The 20,784-nt window shown below is 69.2% G+C and carries 17 protein-coding genes and 1 rRNA gene; 9 read left to right on the forward strand and 9 right to left on the reverse strand.

All coding sequences use genetic code 11. The features are described 5' to 3' along the window. Nucleotides 1-14: 14 nt before the first annotated feature. Entirely contained in the window at nt 15-3,614 is a 3,600-nt protein-coding gene (cobN, locus tag SACTE_RS17140) for a cobaltochelatase subunit CobN (protein ID WP_014047288.1), read from the forward strand. A 57-nt stretch (nt 3,615-3,671) separates the two neighbouring features. Here cobN and SACTE_RS17145 read toward each other — a convergent pair whose 3' ends face one another. From SACTE_RS17145 to SACTE_RS17160, 4 genes are read right to left on the reverse strand one after another with little or no spacing between them, the layout of a single operon-like run. After that, on the reverse strand, nt 3,672-3,935 hold the full coding sequence (locus tag SACTE_RS17145; RefSeq protein WP_014047289.1) for a hypothetical protein: 264 nt from the start codon (nt 3,933-3,935) through the stop codon (nt 3,672-3,674). Between the two features lie 52 nt (nt 3,936-3,987). Beyond that, on the reverse strand, nt 3,988-4,359 hold the full coding sequence (locus SACTE_RS17150; RefSeq protein ID WP_014047290.1) for a hypothetical protein: 372 nt from the start codon (nt 4,357-4,359) through the stop codon (nt 3,988-3,990). Between the two features lie 20 nt (nt 4,360-4,379). Next, nucleotides 4,380-5,171, reverse strand: a complete 792-nt coding sequence (locus SACTE_RS17155; protein ID WP_014047291.1) for a putative adenylate/guanylate cyclase — start codon at nt 5,169-5,171, stop codon at nt 4,380-4,382. After that, nucleotides 5,168-5,821 carry a hypothetical protein gene (locus tag SACTE_RS17160; RefSeq protein ID WP_226995171.1) on the reverse strand — a complete coding sequence of 218 codons (654 nt, stop codon included), beginning with the start codon at nt 5,819-5,821 and terminating at the stop codon, nt 5,168-5,170. The genes SACTE_RS17155 and SACTE_RS17160 overlap by 4 nt, the downstream gene beginning before the upstream one ends. A 108-nt stretch (nt 5,822-5,929) precedes the next feature. Here SACTE_RS17160 and SACTE_RS17165 point away from each other — a divergent pair, with 108 nt between their 5' ends. The 6 genes from SACTE_RS17165 to SACTE_RS17190 all read left to right on the forward strand — a co-directional run bounded on the left by SACTE_RS17165 (nt 5,930) and on the right by SACTE_RS17190 (nt 11,890). Continuing rightward, the gene (locus SACTE_RS17165) at nt 5,930-6,616 is read left to right on the forward strand and encodes a Crp/Fnr family transcriptional regulator (RefSeq protein WP_014047293.1); all 687 of its coding nucleotides are present in this window, start codon (nt 5,930-5,932) and stop codon (nt 6,614-6,616) included. Between the two features lie 380 nt (nt 6,617-6,996). Beyond that, nucleotides 6,997-8,277: an LPXTG cell wall anchor domain-containing protein gene (locus tag SACTE_RS17170; RefSeq protein ID WP_014047294.1), complete on the forward strand. Its 1,281-nt coding sequence runs from the start codon at nt 6,997-6,999 to the stop codon at nt 8,275-8,277. Nucleotides 8,278-8,629: 352 nt separating this feature from the next. Beyond that, nucleotides 8,630-9,163 (forward strand): EF-hand domain-containing protein, encoded by a 534-nt coding sequence (locus SACTE_RS17175; RefSeq protein WP_014047295.1) that lies wholly within the window; start codon nt 8,630-8,632, stop codon nt 9,161-9,163. Between the two features lie 20 nt (nt 9,164-9,183). After that, entirely contained in the window at nt 9,184-10,299 is a 1,116-nt protein-coding gene (locus tag SACTE_RS17180; protein ID WP_014047296.1) for an isocitrate/isopropylmalate family dehydrogenase, read from the forward strand. Then, nucleotides 10,296-10,943: a cysteine hydrolase gene (locus SACTE_RS17185; protein WP_014047297.1), complete on the forward strand. Its 648-nt coding sequence runs from the start codon at nt 10,296-10,298 to the stop codon at nt 10,941-10,943. Before SACTE_RS17180 ends, SACTE_RS17185 begins: the two co-directional genes overlap by 4 nt. Before the next feature lie 86 nt (nt 10,944-11,029). After that, a complete protein-coding gene (locus tag SACTE_RS17190; RefSeq protein WP_078492694.1) occupies nt 11,030-11,890 on the forward strand; it encodes a class I SAM-dependent methyltransferase in 861 nt (286 codons plus the stop codon). A gap of 302 nt (nt 11,891-12,192) precedes the next feature. On the opposite strand, the gene SACTE_RS17195 is transcribed toward SACTE_RS17190, so the two are convergent. From SACTE_RS17195 to SACTE_RS17205, 3 genes are all read right to left on the reverse strand, one after another. Beyond that, a complete protein-coding gene (locus tag SACTE_RS17195) occupies nt 12,193-12,618 on the reverse strand; it encodes a PIN domain-containing protein (protein ID WP_014047300.1) in 426 nt (141 codons plus the stop codon). Further along, nucleotides 12,615-12,896, reverse strand: a complete 282-nt coding sequence (locus SACTE_RS17200) for a CopG family transcriptional regulator (protein ID WP_014047301.1) — start codon at nt 12,894-12,896, stop codon at nt 12,615-12,617. Before SACTE_RS17200 ends, SACTE_RS17195 begins: the two co-directional genes overlap by 4 nt. A gap of 453 nt (nt 12,897-13,349) precedes the next feature. Next, on the reverse strand, nt 13,350-16,088 hold the full coding sequence (locus tag SACTE_RS17205; RefSeq protein ID WP_014047302.1) for an SIR2 family protein: 2,739 nt from the start codon (nt 16,086-16,088) through the stop codon (nt 13,350-13,352). A 178-nt stretch (nt 16,089-16,266) separates the two neighbouring features. Here SACTE_RS17205 and SACTE_RS17210 point away from each other — a divergent pair, with 178 nt between their 5' ends. Then, the gene (locus SACTE_RS17210) at nt 16,267-17,304 is read left to right on the forward strand and encodes a hypothetical protein (protein ID WP_226995172.1); all 1,038 of its coding nucleotides are present in this window, start codon (nt 16,267-16,269) and stop codon (nt 17,302-17,304) included. Nucleotides 17,305-17,493: 189 nt separating this feature from the next. Next, nucleotides 17,494-17,610 (forward strand): 5S ribosomal RNA (gene rrf / locus SACTE_RS17215). A gap of 43 nt (nt 17,611-17,653) precedes the next feature. On the opposite strand, the gene SACTE_RS17220 is transcribed toward rrf, so the two are convergent. Together SACTE_RS17220 and SACTE_RS17225 are read right to left on the reverse strand one after the other, a co-directional pair. Then, nucleotides 17,654-18,646 carry a BsuBI/PstI family type II restriction endonuclease gene (locus SACTE_RS17220; RefSeq protein WP_014047304.1) on the reverse strand — a complete coding sequence of 331 codons (993 nt, stop codon included), beginning with the start codon at nt 18,644-18,646 and terminating at the stop codon, nt 17,654-17,656. A gap of 158 nt (nt 18,647-18,804) precedes the next feature. Continuing rightward, nucleotides 18,805-20,364: an Eco57I restriction-modification methylase domain-containing protein gene (locus tag SACTE_RS17225; RefSeq protein WP_202434291.1), complete on the reverse strand. Its 1,560-nt coding sequence runs from the start codon at nt 20,362-20,364 to the stop codon at nt 18,805-18,807. Nucleotides 20,365-20,784: the final 420 nt, after the last annotated feature.

The raw sequence follows: 20,784 nt of genomic DNA on the forward strand, positions 1-20,784 counted from the left end.
AGGGCTGACGCCGCATGATCCTGCTCCTGTCGACGTCCGACACCGACCTGCTGAGCGCCCGTGCCTCCGGCGGCCCGGTCGGCTTCCGTTACGCCAACCCCTCGCGGCTCCCGCTCCAGGACCTCCCTGACCTCCTGGAGGGCACCGACCTCGTCGTCGTACGGCTCCTCGGCGGTGTCCGCGCCTGGCAGGAGGGGCTCGACCAGGTGCTGGCCACCGGCCGCCCCGTCGTCGTCCTGACCGGTGAACAGGCTCCCGACGCCCAGCTGATGGCCGCGTCCACCGTGCCCATCGGCATCGCCGCCGAGGCGCACGCCTACCTCGCGCACGGCGGCCCCGCCAACCTGGAGCAGCTCGCCCGCTTCCTCTCCGACACCGTGCTGCTCACCGGCCACGGCTTCGAGCCGCCCGCCCCGGCCCCCGCCTGGGGCCCCCTGGAGCGCACCGCCCGGGACGTCACCGGCCCGACCGTGGCGGTGCTCTACTACCGCGCCCACCACATGAGCGGGAACACCGCGTTCGTCGACGCGCTCTGCACCGCCGTGGAGGACGCGGGCGGCCGCCCCCTCCCGCTGTACGTCGCCTCGCTGCGCACCCCCGAACCCGAGCTGATCGACGAACTCCGCGCCGCCGACGCCATCGTGACCACCGTCCTGGCCGCGGGCGGCACCAAGCCGGCCACCGCGTCGGCCGGCGGCGACGACGAGTCCTGGGACGCGGGCGCCCTCACCGGCCTCGACGTGCCCGTCCTCCAGGCGCTCTGCCTGACCAGCCCGCGCGCCGCCTGGGAGGAGAACGACGAGGGCGTCTCCCCGCTCGACGCCGCGACCCAGATCGCCGTCCCGGAGTTCGACGGCCGCCTGATCACCGTCCCGTTCTCCTTCAAGGAGATCGACGAGGACGGCCTGCCCGCGTACGTCGCCGACCCCGAACGGGCCGCCCGGGTCGCCGGGATCGCCGTACGCCACGCCCGGCTCCGCCACATCCCCGCCGCCGAGAAGCGGATCGCGCTCGTCCTGTCGGCCTACCCGACCAAGCACTCCCGCATCGGCAACGCGGTCGGCCTCGACACCCCCGCCAGCGCCGTCGCCCTGCTGCGCCGACTGCGTGCCGAGGGCTACGACTTCGGGCCCGAGGAGGAGATCCCCGGCCTGGTCTCCGGCGACGGCGACGAGCTGATCTACGCGCTGATCGAGGCGGGCGGCCACGACCAGGAGTGGCTCACCGAGGAGCAGCTGGCCCGCAACCCGGTCCGGATCCCCGCCGCCGACTACCGCCGCTGGTTCGCGACCCTGCCCGCCGAGCTGCGTGAGGCCGTCGAGGAGCACTGGGGCCCGGCACCGGGCGAGATGTTCGTCGACCGGTCCCGCAACCCTGAGGGCGACATCGTGCTGGCCGCCCTGCGCCGCGGCAACCTGCTGATCCTCATCCAGCCGCCGCGCGGCTTCGGCGAGAACCCGATCGCGATCTACCACGACCCCGATCTGCCGCCCTCGCACCACTACCTCGCCGCCTACCGCTGGATCGCCGCCTCCGCCGAGGACAACGGCTTCGGCGCCGATGCGATGATCCACCTGGGCAAGCACGGCAACCTGGAGTGGCTGCCCGGCAAGAACGCCGGCCTGTCCGCCGCCTGCGGCCCGGACGCCGCACTGGGCGATCTGCCGCTGGTCTACCCGTTCCTGGTGAACGACCCGGGCGAGGGCACCCAGGCCAAGCGCCGGGTGCACGCCACCCTGGTCGACCACCTGGTGCCGCCGATGGCCCGCGCCGACAGCTACGGCGACATCGCCCGCCTCGAACAGCTCCTGGACGAGCACGCCCAGATCGCCGCGATGGACCCGGCGAAGCTGCCCGCGATCCGCGCCCAGATCTGGACCCTCATCCAGGCCGCGAAGCTCGACCACGACCTGGGCCTCGAAGACCGGCCCGAGGACGAGGGCTTCGACGAGTTCATCATGCATCTCGACGGCTGGCTCTGTGAGATCAAGGACGTCCAGATCCGCGACGGCCTGCACGTCCTGGGCACCGCCCCGGCGGGCAAGGACCGCGTCAACCTGGTCCTCGCCGTCCTGCGCGCCCGCCAGATCTGGGGCGGTACGGCCTCCCTGCCCGGCCTGCGCGAGGCGCTCGGCCTCGACGAGTCCGCGGCCACCCGCACCGCCGCCGACACGGTCGAGGAGCAGGCCCGTGCGCTCGTCCAGGCCATGGACGACGCGGACTGGGACCCGGCGGCCGTCGCCGGAGTGGCCGCGGGCCACCCGCGGGCCGTCGCCGACATCCTCGACTTCGCCGCCCGCGAGGTGGTGCCCCGCCTCGCCGCGACGACCGACGAGCTGGACCACGCCGTCCACGCGCTGAACGGCGGCTTCGTCCCGGCCGGCCCGTCCGGCTCCCCGCTGCGCGGCCTGGTCAACGTCCTGCCGACCGGCCGCAACTTCTACTCCGTCGACCCGAAGGCCGTCCCCTCGCGCCTCGCCTGGGAGACCGGTCAGGCGCTGGCCGACTCGCTGCTGGAGCGCTACCGCGCGGACAACGGCGACTGGCCCACCTCCGTCGGCCTGTCCCTGTGGGGCACCAGCGCCATGCGCACCGCGGGCGACGACATCGCCGAGGCCTTCGCGCTGCTCGGCGTCCGCCCCGTCTGGGACGACGCCTCGCGCCGCGTCACCGGCCTGGAGCCGATCCCGTACGAGGAGCTGGGCCGTCCCAGGATCGACGTCACCCTGCGCATCTCCGGCTTCTTCCGGGACGCGTTCCCGCACACGGTGGGCCTGCTCGACGACGCCGTACGCCTCGCGGCCTCCCTCGACGAGCCCGCCGAGCAGAACTTCGTGCGCGCCCACACCCAGGCCGACCTGGCCGAACACGGGGACGAGCGGCGGGCCACCACCCGTATCTTCGGTTCGCGCCCGGGGACGTACGGGGCGGGGCTGCTCCAGCTCATCGACTCCCGTGACTGGCGCACCGACGCCGACCTCGCCGAGGTGTACACCGTCTGGGGCGGCTACGCCTACGGCCGCGAGCTCGACGGACGCCCGGCCCGCGAGGAGATGGAGAGCGCGTACAAGCGCATCGCCGTCGCCGCGAAGAACACCGACACCCGCGAGCACGACATCGCGGACTCGGACGACTACTTCCAGTACCACGGCGGCATGGTGGCGACCGTCCGCGCGCTCAAGGGCACCGCCCCCGAGGCGTACATCGGCGACTCCACCCGCCCGGAGACGGTCCGCACCCGCACCCTGGTCGAGGAGACGTCCCGGGTCTTCCGCGCCCGCGTCGTCAACCCGAAGTGGATCGAGGCGATGCGGCGCCACGGCTACAAGGGCGCCTTCGAGCTGGCCGCCACCGTCGACTACCTCTTCGGGTACGACGCGACGACGGGCGTGGTCGCGGACTGGATGTACGACAAGCTCACCGAGACGTACGTCCTGGACCCGACGAACCGCGAGTTCCTCCAGCAGGCCAACCCCTGGGCGCTGCACGGCATCGCGGAACGCCTCCTGGAGGCGGAGTCCCGAGGCATGTGGGCGAAGCCGGACCCGGCGGTGCTGGACGCGCTGCGCCAGGTCTTCCTGGAGACCGAGGGCAACCTGGAGGGCGAGGACTGAGCGGTGAGGGGGGACGGGCCCCGTGGCCCCGTCCCCCCTTTCTCCGCCCGGGAGCACTCAGCCCGCCGAGGATCCCCCGGTGCCTCCGAACACCCGGTACAGCAGGTAGAGCACCGCCACCGCCGGGATCACGAAGATGAAGACGGGGAACTCGTAGGTCCCGGACGCCTGGTTGGCGACGTAGAAGCCGTAACCCGTGAAGAACGCGCCGCCCAGTACGGCGTAGGCGCGGTACTTCAGGGAGAGACCGGGGGCGAAGGCGGCCCCGATCAGGATCAGTCCGGAGATCACGGAGAAGATCTCGTACGCGGTCCACTGCATGGGTTGTCCTTCCGAGGCGGTACGGGTGGGGCGCCTGTGAGCGGCGCTTGGTTCAGAAGCCGAAGCCGGTGCCGAAGCCCACGGGCCGGCCGCAGAGCTCGGCGATCCGTGTGGTGTTGTCCGCGAGGTCCTGACCTGTCATCGAGTCGGCGTCGGCGACCTCGTGCAGTCCCTCGGCGTCCTCGGAGAGGTCGGGTGTCCCCTCGTACCGGTCGGCGAGGTCGGCCATCTCCTCGGCCTTGCGGAACAGCGGGTTGCCGATGACGCCGTTGCCCTGCACGAACTGGACGTTGAGTTCGTCGAAGCCCTTGCACACCTCTTCCTTGTCGGCGGGTCCGAAGCTGCCGCAGGCCGCTGTGGCGAGGGCCAGCAGAGCCGCGCCGACCGCACCGATCGCCGCAGGACGTGGACGTGGACGTGTCATGGGGGCGGTTTCCTTCCCGCTCAGTTCCGCCACCAGCGCCGGGAACGGGTCTCCCCGTCGATGCGCACGTCGCGGCCGGCGATGTTGTTGTGGGGGCCGAGGCGCAGGTCGCCGCCCGCGGTGAGCGAGACACCGTCCTGCCGGGGTGGGTGCCCGGTGTCCGTGGCCGGCCCCGGCGGCGCCTCGGCGGCGATCCGGCGGGCCGCGTCCGCGTCCCCGGGCACGTGGAGCCAGGCGCGTACCGCCGTCTCCTTGACGCGGACGTCGACGGCGTGGAACGCCTGCGGGGCGATGCCCGGGTAGCCGCCGCGGACCACGTCCTCGTGGATGACCTCGGAGACCAGCAGCGCGAGATCGCCCCGGGACGCCCCGATGGCCTTCCGCAGCGGCGCGCTGTCGCACAGCCGGAACGTCCGGTTCACGGCGTGGCCGCTGATGCCGTGCTCGTCGAAGTGGACGTCACCGGCGTGGACGGCGATCCGCATCCGCAGCAGCGGGTCGCTCCGGCGCCGCCGCCCGAGCGCCGCGTCGAGGCGGGGCACGAACTCGCCGAGCACCACCGACTTGGGGATCTGCTGCGGGAGGACCACCAGCAGGCCGTCACCGCGGTCCTCGTGCAGGCAGGAGGACCAGACCGGTTCGGTGAAGGCGGCACGGAACTCGCCGTACATCGCCTCGCGGGTGCGCATCTGGTCGGCGCCGTCCCGTGAGCTGAACCGTTCGATGTCGGCGACCAGGAGGGTGGCGTGCGCGGGCGGGCCCGCGAGGGCCGTGCCCTCGGAGGGAAGGCGCGGGGGCCGGTCGGCGCTCATGACGGGATCGGGATTCCGCCGAGCTTCAGGTTGCCCTCCTTGGAGTCCACGAGGGAGAGGAAGACACCGCCCCCGAGCTTGACCAGTCCGTAGCTCGAGGTGCTGAGCTGCCACCGGCCGCCGGACCATTCGAGCGGGACGGTGCCCTGCTGCTCCCCGTCCCAGCTCAGCGGGACCTGGGCCTCGGTGGCGCTCGCCGTGGCCTCGCCGACGGTGATGGCGTCGACCTTGTCGCGGTACTCCTGGCTGCGCCCGGCGAACGCGCCCGCCAGGCTGTCCTCGCAGCCGCCGTCGGAGGGCGCGACGAGCGTGCACCACGAGGCGGCGTCACCGATCCGTTCCGCGACCCGGATCTCCTTCGCGGTACGGACGGCACCGGCCGCACCGGGGTCGTCGACCACCGACACGTCGACCTGGCTCTCGGCGGTCGCGTAGTGGATCCCGCCGTAGGTGGAGAGTGCGAGGACCGTGGCGGCGACGGTCACCGAGACCCCGGGGTGGCTGCGCACCGATTTCTTGATCTTCGTGATGTTGATGTCGCCGAGGGCGAAGTTCGAGCGACGGGCGCGTATGTCGCGACCGGCTTGAAAGGCCATGTTGCCTTCGCCTCTGGCGCTCTGCTCGCCCCGTGGATCTGGCTGGTCTGTCACGTGTTTCTCCTGGGACCGCTCCTGCAAGTGGGAGCATGGAACCAGGTGGATTACGAACAAAAAGCTTCATCTGACGCCTAGTTGAGCCGCAGAGCCCATAGTTACTTCATGGCAATCTTACGTTTCTGGGACATGCTGGACGATACGGAAAAGGCGGCGCTCAGCAGTTTCGGCCGCGCCCGTGCCTACCGGGCCGGACAGCGTCTCGTGGCCGAAACCGATGTGGACTGCTGGACGGGCGTCATAGCCGAGGGGACCTGCCGGGTCACGGGCACCCGTGAGGACGGCAGCCGTTCCTATCTGGCGGCCCGGGGGCCCGGCGACATCATCGGGGAGATGGCGGCCGTGCGGGGCGCCCGGCGCACGGCCGAGGTGACAGCGGTGACCGGGGTCGTCGTCCACGTCCTGCCGGCCTCGAAGTTCCAGCGGCTGCTGGAGACGCATCCGTCCTTCACCCGCCATCTGCTGACCGTCGCGCTGGACCGGCTGCAGGAGGCGGACCGGCGACGCTCCGAGGTGGCGGTGGCCGCGACCGAGGTGCGGCTGTCCCGGTTGCTGGTGCGGCTCGCCCGTACGGAGGGGATCGCCGTCCCCGACTCGCGGGGCGTGGTCCTGTACGGGATCGCGCAGACGGACCTGGCCGAGTGGTGCGGGGTGAGCCGGGCCTCGGTGCAACGGCAGCTGAGGCGCCTGGCGGCCGAGGGCCTGCTCCGGGCGGGCCCCCGGCGCCGGGAGCTGACCGTCCTGGACCCGGACGAACTGATGGCGTCCACCCTGCGGACCAGGAGTCTCTGAGGGACGGGAATCTCCGGGGGCGGGGCCGGAGTCCCTTCGGGGGCGGCCCGGCGGCTGTCCCGGCTCGGCCCGGCGGGACCGGAGCCGGTCCGCCGCGTCTCCCGCACGCACCTGGATCCCGCCGTTCCCCGCCCGGCCGACGGACTCGACGGCACATACGGAGTGCGTGTGTCATTCCTCACAGGGATGACACAGGTAGTGAAGGCAACTGAGGCCATTTGCCCTTTCCGTCTTCCTCCGTGCAGCATCTTCGACCGTAACAGCCTGGAAAACGCTGCCGGTTGACCGTTGGTCCGGTCCTACGATCACAAGAGGCCGTCCCCGCGTGTCCCATTCCGCTGCGGCCCCTTGTGTTTTCTCCCGGACCCCGAAGGGCTCTTGTGAAGATTCGTCGGATCCTCGCCACGGCTGTCGCCGCCGCCGTGACCACTCCTGTCGTCCTGCTTTCGGTCACCCCCGCGTTCGCGGACGCCAAGCCCGCGGCGCAGACCCAGAAGAAGCCCTCCGTCGCCGAACTGGAGAAGGCCGCGAAGGCGGCGCAGAAGGCGTACGACGACGCCGTGTCCGCCGAGGACGCCGCCTACGCGGCCGTGGAGGAGGCGACGGCCGACACCACGCCCCTGGCCGTGGCCCGGAAGGCCGCGGGCAAGGCGGCGGACGACGCCGCCGCGGTGAAGACCGCCGCCGACCAGGCGGTCACCGACGCCGAGGCCGCGGTCGAGGCGCTTCCGGAGACGGCCACCGAGGAGGAGAAGACGGCCGCGGCGACGGCTCTCGCCGAGGCCCGGGCCGCCGCGGTGACCGCCACCGAGGCCAAGGCCGCCGCCGACGCCAAGGTCGACGAGGCCCAGGAGGCGCTGGACGACTACCGGGTCGCCGCCTTCACGGCGCTCTCCCGGGCGACGGAGGCGACGAAGAAGGCGCTGGCCGCCAAGACCGCCGCCGACGAGGCGCTGGCCAAGGCGAAGGAGGAGGAGGCCGGGGGCGGCGAGGACGACGACACCTGTGTACCCGAGGCCGATCTCACCACCGTCGTGACGGGCCTCCCGTCCAAGGTCGTCGCCGGCACCGTGGTCGACTTCAAGCTCCGGGTGACCAACGGCACCACCAGGACCATGGACCGGGTGTTCCCGTTCGTCTACGTCCACGCGACCGACAAGTCCGGGCACAAGGACATCGAGAACCTGCTGCGCCTCCAGTGGTCCAGCGACGCGTCCCCGCAGTGGAACAACGTCGACACCGAGAACTACATCAGCGCCGTCAGCCCGCTGAAGGCCGGCGCCCACGCCGACATCAAGCTGCGCCTCGAGGTCGACGCGGCGGCCCCCGCCGGCGAGGGCGTCACCTTCGTCGCCGGTGACTACTGGAACGACAACGGCACCTGCGGCGGGTCCCCTGACCTGACGGGCTACGAGTTCGAGATCGCTCCGGCGGGCAGCAAGCCCGGCAAGGGCGACGCCAAGCCCGGCACGACCAAGCCGAACACCTCGAACCTCACCCCGCAGAGCGGCGCCTCGGCCGTCCCGGCCACCACCGGCACCCTCGCCGCGACGGGTACCTCCGCGACGTCGCAGCTCGCCCTCGCGAGCGGCGCGGCCGTGGCGCTCGGCGCGGGCGCGATGTTCGTCGTCCGCCGGCGCAGGACCGGCGCCGACGTCTGACGCACGATGCGGGGGCGCCGTCCAGGCGCCCCCGCCGACCGCCGCGGAAGCGGCCCGGTGCCCCAGGGGCCCGGCCCCGGCCTTTTCGGCCGTGGGGCCGGGCCTCTGCCGTGTGCGCGGCCTTTCGGGCAGTCGGTCGGCAGGGACGAAGGCACGGCCGGACCCCAACGCGCAACGAAATCGGGGCGGTTCCACCTTTCTGGGTAATGAGGCCGCCTGGTCGTATAAGCGCCGGGCGGGCGGACAAACATCCCCCGGGCCGGGCGACGTCCGGCCGTGGGGGGCGAAGCACCGGGGGGTTCCCAGGTGTCTCGGGCCCCCGGGAACCGGCTGTGGAGAAGGTGACGGAGCTATGCGTGCAGAGGCCACCCGGCGGGTCGCGCTCGTCTTTTCACTCCTGGACGCGAACGGCAACGGCGTCCTCGACGCCGACGACTTCACGCTCATGAGCGATCGTGTCGTGGCCGTCTCACCCCTCTCCGACCAGGGGGCGAAGGACGCGATGCGGGCGGCGTTCGACCGGTACTGGACGACGCTGCTCACCGAGCTGGACGCCAACGGCGACGGGGAGATCAGTTTCGAGGAGTACACCGCCTGCGTGCTGACGCCCGAGCGTTTCCACGGGACGATCACCGAGTTCGCCGAAGCCCTCGCCGCGCTGGGCGATCCGGACGGCGACGGGCTCATCGAACGCCCCGCCTTCCTGGCGCTGATGACGGCCATCGGCTTCGAGCCCGGAAACATCGACACCCTCTTCGACGCCTTCGCCCCCAGCGCGGACGACCGTATCCAGGTGTCGTCCTGGGTCGAGGGGATCAAGGACTACTACGCCCCCGACAAGGCGGGCATCCCGGGAGACCACCTGGTCGCCGGGACCGGCGTCTGATCGGGCCTGGGGGAGGCAGCGTGAGCAGACCGGAACACGTCGTCGGGCTGGCCGTCGGCCGGGGCACGGGCGCGGAGGTCGCGGCCGTCTTCGAGCGGGTCCTGGAGCGGTTCGCCCAGCTGTACGCCACGGAGATCGCAGTCGTGCGCTCACCGCGGATCTACCACTCGTACGTCTCCCTGAAGCACGAGGGCGGCATCGACGAGGTACGCGGGCTGACGCGGCAGGACGCCGATCACTACGAGCGGTTCGTCCGCGCACGGGCCGCCGCGGGCGGCCGGGTGATCTTCCGTACGGCGATCAACGCCCAGACCCTCTACCTCGTCCGGCAGCGGTTGCAGGCCGTCAAGGTGGACACCCTCGACGCCGGCGGCGCCAGGATGCTGCTGGTCCGGGACCAGGCGCAGGGCTTCTACACGGGGGAGAACGAGCACACACCGGGGTACGTCCGCCGGGTCACGGAGTTCAGCCGGGAGATCACCGACAAGGTCCTGCACCACGCGCTCGGACGTGCCCGGCGGCAATGGCCGGACGAGGGACCGGCCCGGATCGTCATGGCGTACAAGTTCCACCTCCTCGACGGTGCCCTGGACGCGTGGGCCGAGGAGTTCGCGGAACGCCACGGCGTCGACGTCCAGGTCGTCCAGCCGGACACCGTCAACCGGAACCTGATCGCGCACGGACCGGCGGACCGTACCGTCCTCGTGGCGGGCAACGAGTGGGCGGACATCATGCACGTCGTCCTGCTCGACCGGTTCGGCGCCGGACGGCAGGAGGAGCACTGCACCCGCAACGTGCACCTCCACGCGGACGTGCACGGGCTGGTCGAGTACCAGACCGTGCACGGATCGGCCGACGACCTGGCGGGACGCGACCTGGTCAATCCGGTGGCCACCGTGCGGGCCGCCGCGGCCGTCGCCGAACGGCACGCGGGCTGCGACGGCGCGGTGGTCGCGGCGGAACGGGCCCTCGCGCACCTCGGGGAAGCGGGCATCCGTACCCCCGACCTCGGCGGCCGGCACTCCACCACCGCGGTCGTGGACGCGCTGCTGGACGCCCTGGAGGGCCCTGGCCCGGCCGTGCCCGGTAGCCGGACGGCAGCGGAGGCCGTGGCCGAACCGGTCGCCGGGTCGTGACGGGCGGCCGGGGCACGGCTCTGGTCGTCGTCGACGTCCAGAACGACTTCTGCACCGGTCCGGTCGCGACCTCCCGGTACCCGGGCGACCCGGCCGCGCTGGAGACGGCCGTACGCAACACCGCCCGGGCCGTCGAGGCGGCCCGGGCCCGCGCCACCGACGTGGTGTTCGTCCGCTTCGTGGGAGACCCGGCCCACCAAGGGGCCGCCTGGCGCCGCCGGGACGCCGAGCGCGGCAAGCCGCCCAAGTGCCTGGAGGGGAGCTGGGGCGCCGAGTTCGCCGAACCGCTCGTACCGGCGCCCGGCGAGCGGGTGTTCACCAAGCGGGCCTGCTTCGACGCCTTCCTCTCCGACGGGTTCGAGGAACACCTCGGGCGGCGGGGCACCGGGCACCTGGCCTTCGCGGGGCTCTTCGCCGACGTCTGCGTCGACAGCACGGCGCGTACGGCGTTCCAGAAGGGCTTCCACGTCACGGTCCTGAGCGACTGCACGGTCGCGCTGCACACCCCCGACGAACAGGCCCTGGGGTTCATGCGCCGCGTCTACGGGGCCCGCGTCGCCACACACGACCGTGCCGCGCTCTGGACGCGGCACCCCGACGAGGGAGAGGAAGGGGAAGAGGAAGAGGAGGGGACGGGAACGTGAGCGCCGAGGGGGCGAGAGGCGTGGAGGCAGGGGGAGGCGTGGAAGGAGGGGGAGGCGTGGAGGAGGGCGTCGGACTGACCGCGCTCATGGTGGCCGCCGCGAGGGCCGTCGAGACCGGCCGGCCCGACGCACTGGCCCGGGACACCTACGCGGAGCACTTCGTCCGCGCGGCTTCGGCGTGCGCGGGCTGGCCGGTACGGCCTGAGGAGGTGGCGGACGGAGAGGCCGACCCCCTCTGGGGCCGGCTGGGCCGCTACTTCGCGCTCAGGACCCGGGTCTTCGACGATCACCTGCTGCGACGGACGGGTGCGGGGGTACGCCAGGTCGTCCTGCTCGGCGCCGGCCTGGACGCGCGCGCCTACCGGCTGCCGTGGCCGCCGGAGTGCACCGTCTTCGAGATCGACCAGCCGGAGGTGCTCGCTTTCAAGCAGCGCACACTCGACCGCCTGGGCGCCTCACCCCGCACCCACCGCGTCACCGTCGCGGCCGACCTGCGCCATGACTGGGCTGAGGTGCTGGTCACGGCGGGCTTCGACCCCGCCCGCCCGACGGCATGGCTGGCGGAGGGACTGCTGCTCTACCTGCCGTCGGCCGCGGAGAGCCGGCTGATCGACACGATCGACGCCCACAGCGCGCGGGAGAGCTCGCTCACCTACGAGGTGAAGTTCATCAAGGCCGAATCCGCGGCGGTCCGTACGTCACCGGTCTACGTGGCGGCCCGCGAACGGATCGGCGTCGACCTGCTCGCCCTGTTCGACGCGGACCCGAGACCGGACTCGGCGACGGACCTCACCGAACGCGGCTGGCGTACGGCGGTACGCACCCCGTTCCACTACAGCCGCCGCCTCGGCCGGGGCCCGCGCCCGGAACCGAACGACGCGCTGGCCGCCAACCACTGGGTCTTCGCGACCCGGTCGTCCGGTACTACAAGATCCGCGCAGAGCTGAACGCGTACGACCGCCGCCACCCCCTCGGCCCGGGAGGCGGCGTGCTGGTCCTGATCTTCCCGGGATGGACCCCGATCACCCCGCTGCTCTCGTTCCACAACACCGGAAAGGTGATAGCGAACGCCGTCGGCTGGGCAGGGGGACTCACGTGGGAGTGACTCACGGCGTCCGGTCGCGATGTTCCGTGCCGGGCTCCCGGTGCGGGTTCCTTTTCTGGACGCCCGTGGAGTGCCGACATCGGTGGTCCCCGTAGCGAGCTGTGGGGACCGTCGACGTACTGCCGGTGCGACTGGAGCGCCGGGTCACACCCTCCTGACGACGATCGACTCCGGAACCAGCCTCTCCAGGTCTTCCACGTCCGAGGTGAAGACGGTGACCTGCCCCTTCTGGCGGCGCGCGATGACGGCGAGCACCGCGTCGATCGCGTACTTGTGGCCGTGCAGCCCGGCATCCGCCAGCAGGCGGCGGGCCTGGCGGGCCTCGTCCTTCCCGATTTCAGCGACCTGGAGCCGGGAGAGGACCCAGTCCCGGCGCTGCTCGGTGATTCTTCCGTCGTACGCCTCGACCAGGGTCATCGGGGACGTGACCACCTCGGCCTCACCCCGGGCCGCGAGGTCGAGCCACGCGATCATCTTCCGATCGCCGCGCACGGCCAGGGACAGGGCTTCGCAGTCGAGCACGAAGACGCGCAGCGGCCGCCGCGCGGACTCGCCGGACCGCTTCGTCACGCGGCTTCTCCGGCACCGTGCTGTTCAGCGGCGCGGTGGCGGCGCTCGTGCTCGGCGTCGAGATCCGCCAGATCATCGAACGCGGCGGCCCGCTCGCCGTCGGTGAGCGGGCCGTGTTCTTCCTGTAGCCAGTCGGCCAGCTCCAGCAGCTGGTCCCGGTCGCGCTTGAAACGCAGAGCCTCGGCGACATACGCCGAAAGCCCCCGCTCAGCGGCCTCCGCGCGGATCTCGTCGAGCAGGTCCTCGGGAATCGTTACGGTCACCTTCTTGGTTGCCATACAAGAGACCATACTCGTGGTGTCGGGCCTCTCATCGACGTCACTCGCCCCGACGAGGCGTGGCCGACGCCCGTCGACCTATCCGTGAGCAACGCTCGGGCTGCGCCGTGCATGAGCGGCTGGCAGGGCCAAGCCCCCCCAGCCGCGATCTGCCCTCCCACCCGGGACGTGCCCAGAGGCTCGCTGACACAACGTCGAAGGCCCCCGCAGCGAGCTGCGGGGGCCTTCGACGTATTGCCCGGTGAGAGCAATGGCGGAGGATACGAGATTCGAACTCGTGAGGGGTTGCCCCCAACACGCTTTCCAAATGTTCGTACGGGGGTCCGGCGGGGGTCGGGGGCGTCCTGACCTGCGGCGGAGCGTTCGGGGTGGACCCGTCCGGACAAGTCCGGACGGGGGTGAATGCAACCAGAACTGCAACCAGACCCTGCTCCGTTTGGCAGCGGTTGCGTGTCACCTACCCGCCGACCAGCGAGGGCGGTCAGCCAGTCGCCGCAGGGTGCCGAAAGACAGCACCCCGCGCGTCTTCACATCGACCTTGGTCGCCTGGAGCGCCTGCATTGCAGCCTTGCTGAACATCGTTGCCAGTCGGCCGCAGAGCTTGACGGTCGACAGCTGCCGCAACTCATCATGCGCTGGGGGGGAGTAGCGACCCAGGTACTTCGAAGCCTTCTCCTCTCCGCGGACGCGTTCCAACAGGATGGAACAGAGAGCGGGGGCATCTTTGGTGGCCGTGTCGTGGGTCTGGGTGCTCAGCGCCGCGGCTGACTTGGCAAGGCTCACCAGCGCGTAGCCTGCCCGGTCCTTGTCAAGCGTGAAGCCGACATGGTCATCCAGAGCTAGAGCCGCGAGGCCGGCCGATGTCTGGGTCTCCGCTTCGTCCCGGAGCGAGATCGAAAACTCCACAAGGAACGCCCTGACCGCCCCGTGGTAGTCGTCATAGTCCGTAAGCTCAGGCGCAAGATTTCTAGCGTAGGCACCGGCTCTCTGCTGCCCTTCCAAACGAAGGGCGCGCAGCAGGGACACCCGTGACTCGAGGATTTTGCGGCCGGTGCCCTGCACTGCTCCCTTCGCCGCCCACACTGACTCGGGTGCCGACAGGGAGCGGGACAGCAGGTAGGCATCGCGATAGCCCTCGAGGGTTGAAGCCTTCTTCACCAGGCGCTCTCCGCCAGCTTGGCCCACAAGTTCGTAGACCTTCGAGGCAGTTCCTTCTCGGTGTAGGTAGTCAACCACCGTCGCAGCGATGGAGGGATGCCGGCAGTAGACACGGTTGCCAGCGAAGGTCACTGCGGCCTCCCGGCCGAGCGTTTGTAGAATCTTTCCGTCGGCGAAGACGGGGTCGAGCCCCGCCATGGCCGCGATCACCGACCTGCTTGCCCCCTTGCCGCGGTTGCCGCCCGTGTCGAGCGCATGCTGCATCACGCAGATGCCCCCGAAGATGTCGCCAAGGTCGACGGAGTCCGTCAGCTTGATCTCGTGCAGCTTGCGCACCAGATCCTCCACACGGGCGCCCAGACTCGCCCCGTACCGGACATCGAGAACCGCTCCGAAGAGCGTGTTGCTCTCGGCGGCCATGGCGCCGGCCGAGGCCGCGAGGCGCTCCGCGACGGTGTCGATTTCCTGGCTGCCGTTCGGCAGCAGTCCAAGCCCCTGCCAGGTCAGGGCGATGTTCCTGGCGTCGTCGTTGGTGATGCCGTGGAACAGGACGTCCTCGATCCACGGTCGCAGCGTCGAACCGGCGCCCTGCCACCACAGCCGGTCTTGGCTGGCGAGCAGAAGGGCGATGCCGGACCCCTCGGACGCCCAGACGTCCTTCGTGGACGCCAAGTCGTCCGTGATCAGGTCGGCCTCGTCGACGCAGATCAGGCTCTTCCCGGCCGCGCGGACGTCGTTCAGCCAGTCCTTGGTCAACCGCGGGGCGCCCGGTTCCCGCCACAGCACGTTCCACTCAGGTCTTGAGCTCGCCACCGCGTGCGCCACCTGGCGCAGGGCCAGGGACTTGCCCTCGCCGAGCGGACCGATGGCCACCGCACCGCCACCACCGCCGACCCGCAGGCATTCGACCACCTTCTGCTCCAAGGAGGCCGTTGAGCTGAGCACGGGCCAGCAGCCCGGCGCGGCGTCCCCCCACACCGGCTGGCTGCCCTCCGCGAAGGCCGCCGGCTGGTACGAGGCCGAGTCAGCCAAAATACGCGGCACCCGCGAGTAGCCGTAGTGAGAAGCGGGCTCCTCGGTTTCTGTCTCGTCCTGCTCCACCTCGTGGGTGAACAGTTCGTGCCCGTCGACACCGAGGTAGAGGGTGAAGCCGGGAGCACCCACGAAGTCACCCAGAGCGCCGCTCGTTACAGCCGCTGCATCTGTTTCATACGCCGCCCAGAGAACCTCTGCCTCCAGCAGGTCGGCCTTGTTGTCGAGGACCTGGCTGCGCATGCTTCTCATGAAGCTGTCGAGCCACCCGCTGTAGCCCACCACCAGCACGACCGAGTTAGTGAGCAGCCGTCTCAGCACATCGTCCAGGCCGGGGCGGGCGGAGGTGATCCTTGTCGGTACGTTGCTTGAAGCTTTGCCGGTCCAGTAGCCGTGAATATGCAGCACGGGGTGGGCGATGGCTTCGTCCAGCTGCGCCATCGCGGGGACGGTGTCGGTTGGAATGGGGATCGGCATCGCTGGAATGCCGACCTGATTGAGGGCGATCTCGATCAGCGGGTCGAAGTTTGTCGTGATGATCGGGCCCCGTGCCCGCCCGCTCAACGACGCAAAGAACTGCGCAAACCGCTGATACCCGCGGGGAATGAGCCACTTCCCCGTCCTCGCGTACTCTCGGCAGCGCTCCTCGTCCCTAGCGACATCCGCCACATCCTTCTCATGCACGTCGGGGCACGCCTGGAGCACAGCCTTCCGGATCGCCCGCATGACCGTCGGCTCACCTGCCTGCCTGGTCAACACCGCCGCCGCATTCTGGTACTTGAGGCCGGGGTCCGCGGCGTCGGCGACGGTCTCATCGAACCTGGCCAGGCCCGCCTTCGGGACGTGCTCCCGGAAGATGTTCGTGAGCTGGGGGACGCTGGGGAGGACCTCGCTGCTGATCCCCGAACCGAAGACAGTGACAAGGCGACGGTCGGCCTCCTCTGCCAGGAACCGGAGGCGGATCTTTAGGTCGGTGATGTCACCGAAGTCGGTAGGACCCATGAACCGATCCAACCACTGCGGCTCGGGAGGTGCACACCTCTCGTTGCGCCCCCACGCCACACGAATTATTTCAAGCCACCTGTAAATGGCCCTGGTTCGCCGATCACGGACAGGGCGGCGACCCTTATGATCAGCCCGTGTCGGGTCCGAGGCAGAGGGGAGGCCACCGTTGGGTCCGTTGCAGCTCGCCATCACAGCGATCCTCACAGTCGCTGGCATCGCCCTGCAGATCTGGTCGTCCGCGCCGAGTCGCGCCGAGCGGCAGTACGCCCTCCAACTCCCCTCGGTCCTTCTGTATTCACTTGCCGCAGCGCTCTTCTTGTTCTCGATCTTCCCGGACTCGATGACGGAGGGTAGGACGTTAGGGTTCGGTCTCAGCGGTGCGGCGGGATTCGCCGCCTTCTTCATGCTGATCTCCTTCACTTGGCTCGCCAAGACCCGTCGACGGGACGAACTGACCGCCCAATTGAAGAAGGCACAGCGCGAGAACACCTCGCTGCGGCGACAGTTGTTGGGTGAACGCTCCACGGGCGAGGGCCCGCGACCGCTCGCTCAGTCCACTCGGTATGACGTCCCCCTACGTGGCAGTAGGCGGCATCGGATTGGTGTGGTGACGGGAAATCTCGCGAACGTGCACGGCGTCGATGTGTGGGTCAACCCAGAGAACACCCGCATGGAGATGTCCCGCGTTGACGAGCCGACCGTTTCCGCCGCGATCCGCTATCACGGGGGTCGTCGGGACGACGCCGGACATCTGACCGACGACATCATCGCCAAAGAACTTGTCGAGCGGATGGCCGGCCAGCAGCACGTGTCGGCGGGCCAGGTGCTGGTCACCGGGCCGGGTGAGCTGCTGGAGAGCCATCAGGTCCGGAAGATCGTGCATGTTGCCTCGGTCGAGGGGGAACCCGGCTCTGGCTACCGCCAGGTGATGGACCTGGGGCGGTGCGCCCGCAACATCCTGTCTGAGGTTGATCGGCTTGCTGAGGCTGGGGAGCTGCTGCGCTCGGTCGTCCTGCCGCTGCTAGGAACCGGCGGGGGCAACAGCGATCTACAGCGCACGGTGGATACCCTCCTGGCAGCCACCGTGAGCTACTTCGAAGCCCATCCCGCGTCTCGCATTCGGATTGTCTATCTGCTGGCGTACACGGACGTGCAGGAGGCCCTCTGTCGGGCTGCCCTCGACGAGCGTCCCGAACTCTCGACGGGGGCCTGAGCCGCGTATCGCCATGGCGGCAGGGACTTACTCCGGGGCTCCGGTCGGGGGCGGGAAGGCAGGGCCGTCGGCCGGTTCGCTGGAACGGTAGGCCCGCTGCCGCTCGGCGCATCCTAGGTGATCAGCTACCACCTGTCCGCCTGTATACTCTCGTCCGAATGTGCTTGCCCCTGGGCTTGCACAAAGTTTTTCGGTGACCATAGCGGTGGGGAAACGCCCGGCAACATTCCGAACCCGGAAGCTAAGACTGCCAGCGCCGATGGTACTGCGAGGGGGACCTCGTGGGAGAGTAGGTCGTCGCCGATATCTGCTTGAGGGCCGCTCCGCCTCGCGGGGCGGCCCTCGTCGTTTAGTCGTGAGTGTCGCCGTAGGGGCCGAGGAAGCGCTCGCCGTTGAAGTGCACCATGTGCGTCTCCTCTTCCGCGACCCAGACTTCCGTCTCCCACGCGATGTCGGCTGCGAACTGGCGGAACTTCTTCTTCGTCTGGAAGGCAGTGACGAAGACCAGGCCCGGGCGCGCTCCCTCGAAGAGCTTCTTGAGCTGCGCGACCCGTAGACCGTTGACCGGCCCGGTGGAGGTGACTGCCTCCACGAGCACCAGCCAGTCCCTGTCCGTGTAGTGGATGACCACGTCCGGCATCTTGCCGTGGGCATCCACGACCACGCCGAGCTCCGCGAGGTACTCGGGCTTGTTGACGATCCACTTGGAGCCCGTGTCGCCCAGGTAGACGACTGTGCCTCCGGGGGTGAACTGCGATGCGAAGCGTTCGACGACTGCACCGATGAGTTCGCTGTGCTCGCCAGGGCTTAGCTTGACCTCCGTTCCGTCAGGAAGTTTGACGGGCACTCGGTGAACCGACCTCTCGGCGGCCCAGAGCTCGATTAGCTTCTTCCATTCGGCGTGGTATTCGTCGAGCGACTCTTGCCATGCCGATGTCCCGTAGGTCGTTAGTGCCTTTATAGCCAGCTGGCTCGGGTGGTATCGGTTGTTCTTGTCGTTTGTGGCTCGTCCTGGGGCGTCAGAATTCTTGACGAGGACGCCGGCGTCGATGAGTTGGTGGACGGATTCCTTGCGCACGGACTCGCGGCTGTTCGGTGCGTACCTGCTCGGGTCCTTCGTCCCTTTCGGGATGTCGGGATAGTGGACGGCCATCCAATCCATGCACTCGGTGATGCCGAGGGTATTGGAGCTCACCTCCGCCCATTCCTGATCCGGGCGGAGGTCCAACATCGCAAGCAGGACCAGTGCGGTCCGGGTGTTCTGCTGCTTCGCAGGCATCCCTATAGAGGCGAGAATTTCCTTTGCCTCTTCAAGATTCTTTTCTTGCTGTTCCTTGGTCACTCGCTGGCCCTCCCCAGCCACATCGATGCAGTGAGTGGGGCTCAGGCTACAGGGCCTCTGGGGTGGCGCTGCCAGATGATGGGGGCCTGCCGTGAGGGACGGCAAGATTCCGCCAAGCCCGGCCTTAATCAGCCATTCTGCGGGTGGGTTCGTGGGCGCTACGCTTCGCCGGGCGAGGCGGTCTCATCCAGCGCTAGGTGACGTTCGACGAGGTCGTCGAGCTTCTCTTGATCGGGCCACCCATCCTCTATCCACTCGCCACCAATGGCCTGCAGCTGAGCTTCGCTCGGGTAGCGGAGGTTCCGCAGGTCGGTCGCATTCACTTGTGTGTGGCCGCTGAACCGACGAATGAGCCGGTCTAGCAGGGTGGAGTTGAGCCAGAAACAGAGACCGCGGGCGACGTCCCGGGGGAGCCCGGCCCCTTCCCTATGGAACACGTTTACGTGGTTCTCGAATCCGATCCGGGAGTGTGGTGTCACTTCGGGGTCGAAAACGGTAGCGACCACACGGCGCTTCTCCTCCTTAGAGGAAAGCCGCTTCACTACGACGTAATAGCCAGACGGAAAAGTCATTTTTTCGGTGTCTGGGGTGAGCATGATCGCATTATTTTTTTTGGCGCCCGGTATAGGCCAATAGATTCCGCCGTTACGCATGTGAAGCGGGTAGATGAGGGGAACTGCTCCATCCTCTGGATTGGCTCGCAGGTGCTCCTTGGAACGAAAGTCCACCACGCGCCCTGTCGAGACCTGACAGTCGATTTGTGTGAGGGTGGCGGGAAGGTTGGCGTGAGTAGCCGCGAGCTGCGCGTCTCCCTCGTCGGCGCTGATGTGGATGAAGTGCTCGCCGTCATCTGGATGCACCATCTCGCTGTGCTCCACCGACCGGCTGCGGATTTCGCCGCCGTAGCTGCGGCTTGAGGAGACGATGATGGGGCCTCGGTCAGGCTTGTCGGTGCGTGTCGCCGAGAAGATCACGTTTTCCTGGAGCACGTCTGTATCGGCGAATACTTTGTTTCGCGATTCAAACAGGTGCACGCGGTCAATGTGCATGCGGTCCAGAAGATACTTGCGGAACGGCCGGAAGTAAGGGCCATTCGCAAAGCTGCGGGGCGTGATGGCGACGAGCTGGCCGCTTGGAGCGAGGAGGCGGATCCCCAGCGCCATGAATGCCGAATAGAGGTTCGAGGTCTCTGTGCAGGCCGCAGCGACTGCCCTCCGCTCACGTGAGTTGGCGGCCAGCTTCTTGTACGGGGGGTTCATGATTACGAGGTCAAACGGACCCCGATCCTCACCGAACAGCCCTGCATCCTCGGTCGCCCAGGTGATGAAGTCGTCCTTCACTAGGGCGGTATCGACGCCTCCACCGGACGCTCGGGCCGTGCTCGCGCAGTCTTCCAACGTGGCGGAGAGGGTCTCATGAAGCTGTGGGTCGTTCTCGCAAGCGGTCACGTCGATCTGGGCTTGAGGCTGCTCCCGGAGGATGCGCGAGACGACAGAGGCGGTCAGAGACCCCGCCCCGGCACCGGGGTCGAGGAGCCGGATCGGGGCTGCGCCGTCCAGCCTCGCCAGCGAGGCAATGAAGTCCGCAGCGGGGGAAGGCGTGAAGTACTGACCGCGCTTCGCACGCTCCTTGGGGTCAAGAGCCGAAGATGACTCCTGCCTCCTCGCTTCTGTACGGGTCACAAGATCCGTTTCCACTGCTGCCACCTCTGTTGCCATAGGCACAGCGTAGCCAGGTCGCACCGGATCCGATGAGCCTGTGGAAAACCCTTCGCCTGATCGCTTCTACCCGGAATCACGGCTGCTCGCCGAGGGCGGCAAAGTGCAGAGGGAAGCTATCGGTCAGACTTGCGAGGACGGTCTTTCCCTTGGCGGGGATAGTGAACGGCGGAGGGCCAATAACTCCGGATTCGGTGTAATACCTCATTCCGTCGACGAAGAGAAAGGGGCCTGGACCGCTGTCGTGGTCCGTGTTGGTGTAGTCGTCGCGGTTCAGCTCTGGGGCAGTCTGGAAGCAGGATCGAGGTCTCGACCTCGCCAGCGTGCATGCCCGCGTGCCGATCAGAGACCAGGTCGCCGTGCTCCCGGGCTCGGGCAAGGGGACCGGCGGCACAGGGCGCGTTGGAAGGGGACGTACGA

The sequence above is a fragment of the Streptomyces sp. SirexAA-E genome (assembly GCF_000177195.2).
Classification (GTDB): Bacteria; Actinomycetota; Actinomycetes; order Streptomycetales; family Streptomycetaceae; genus Streptomyces; species Streptomyces flavovirens.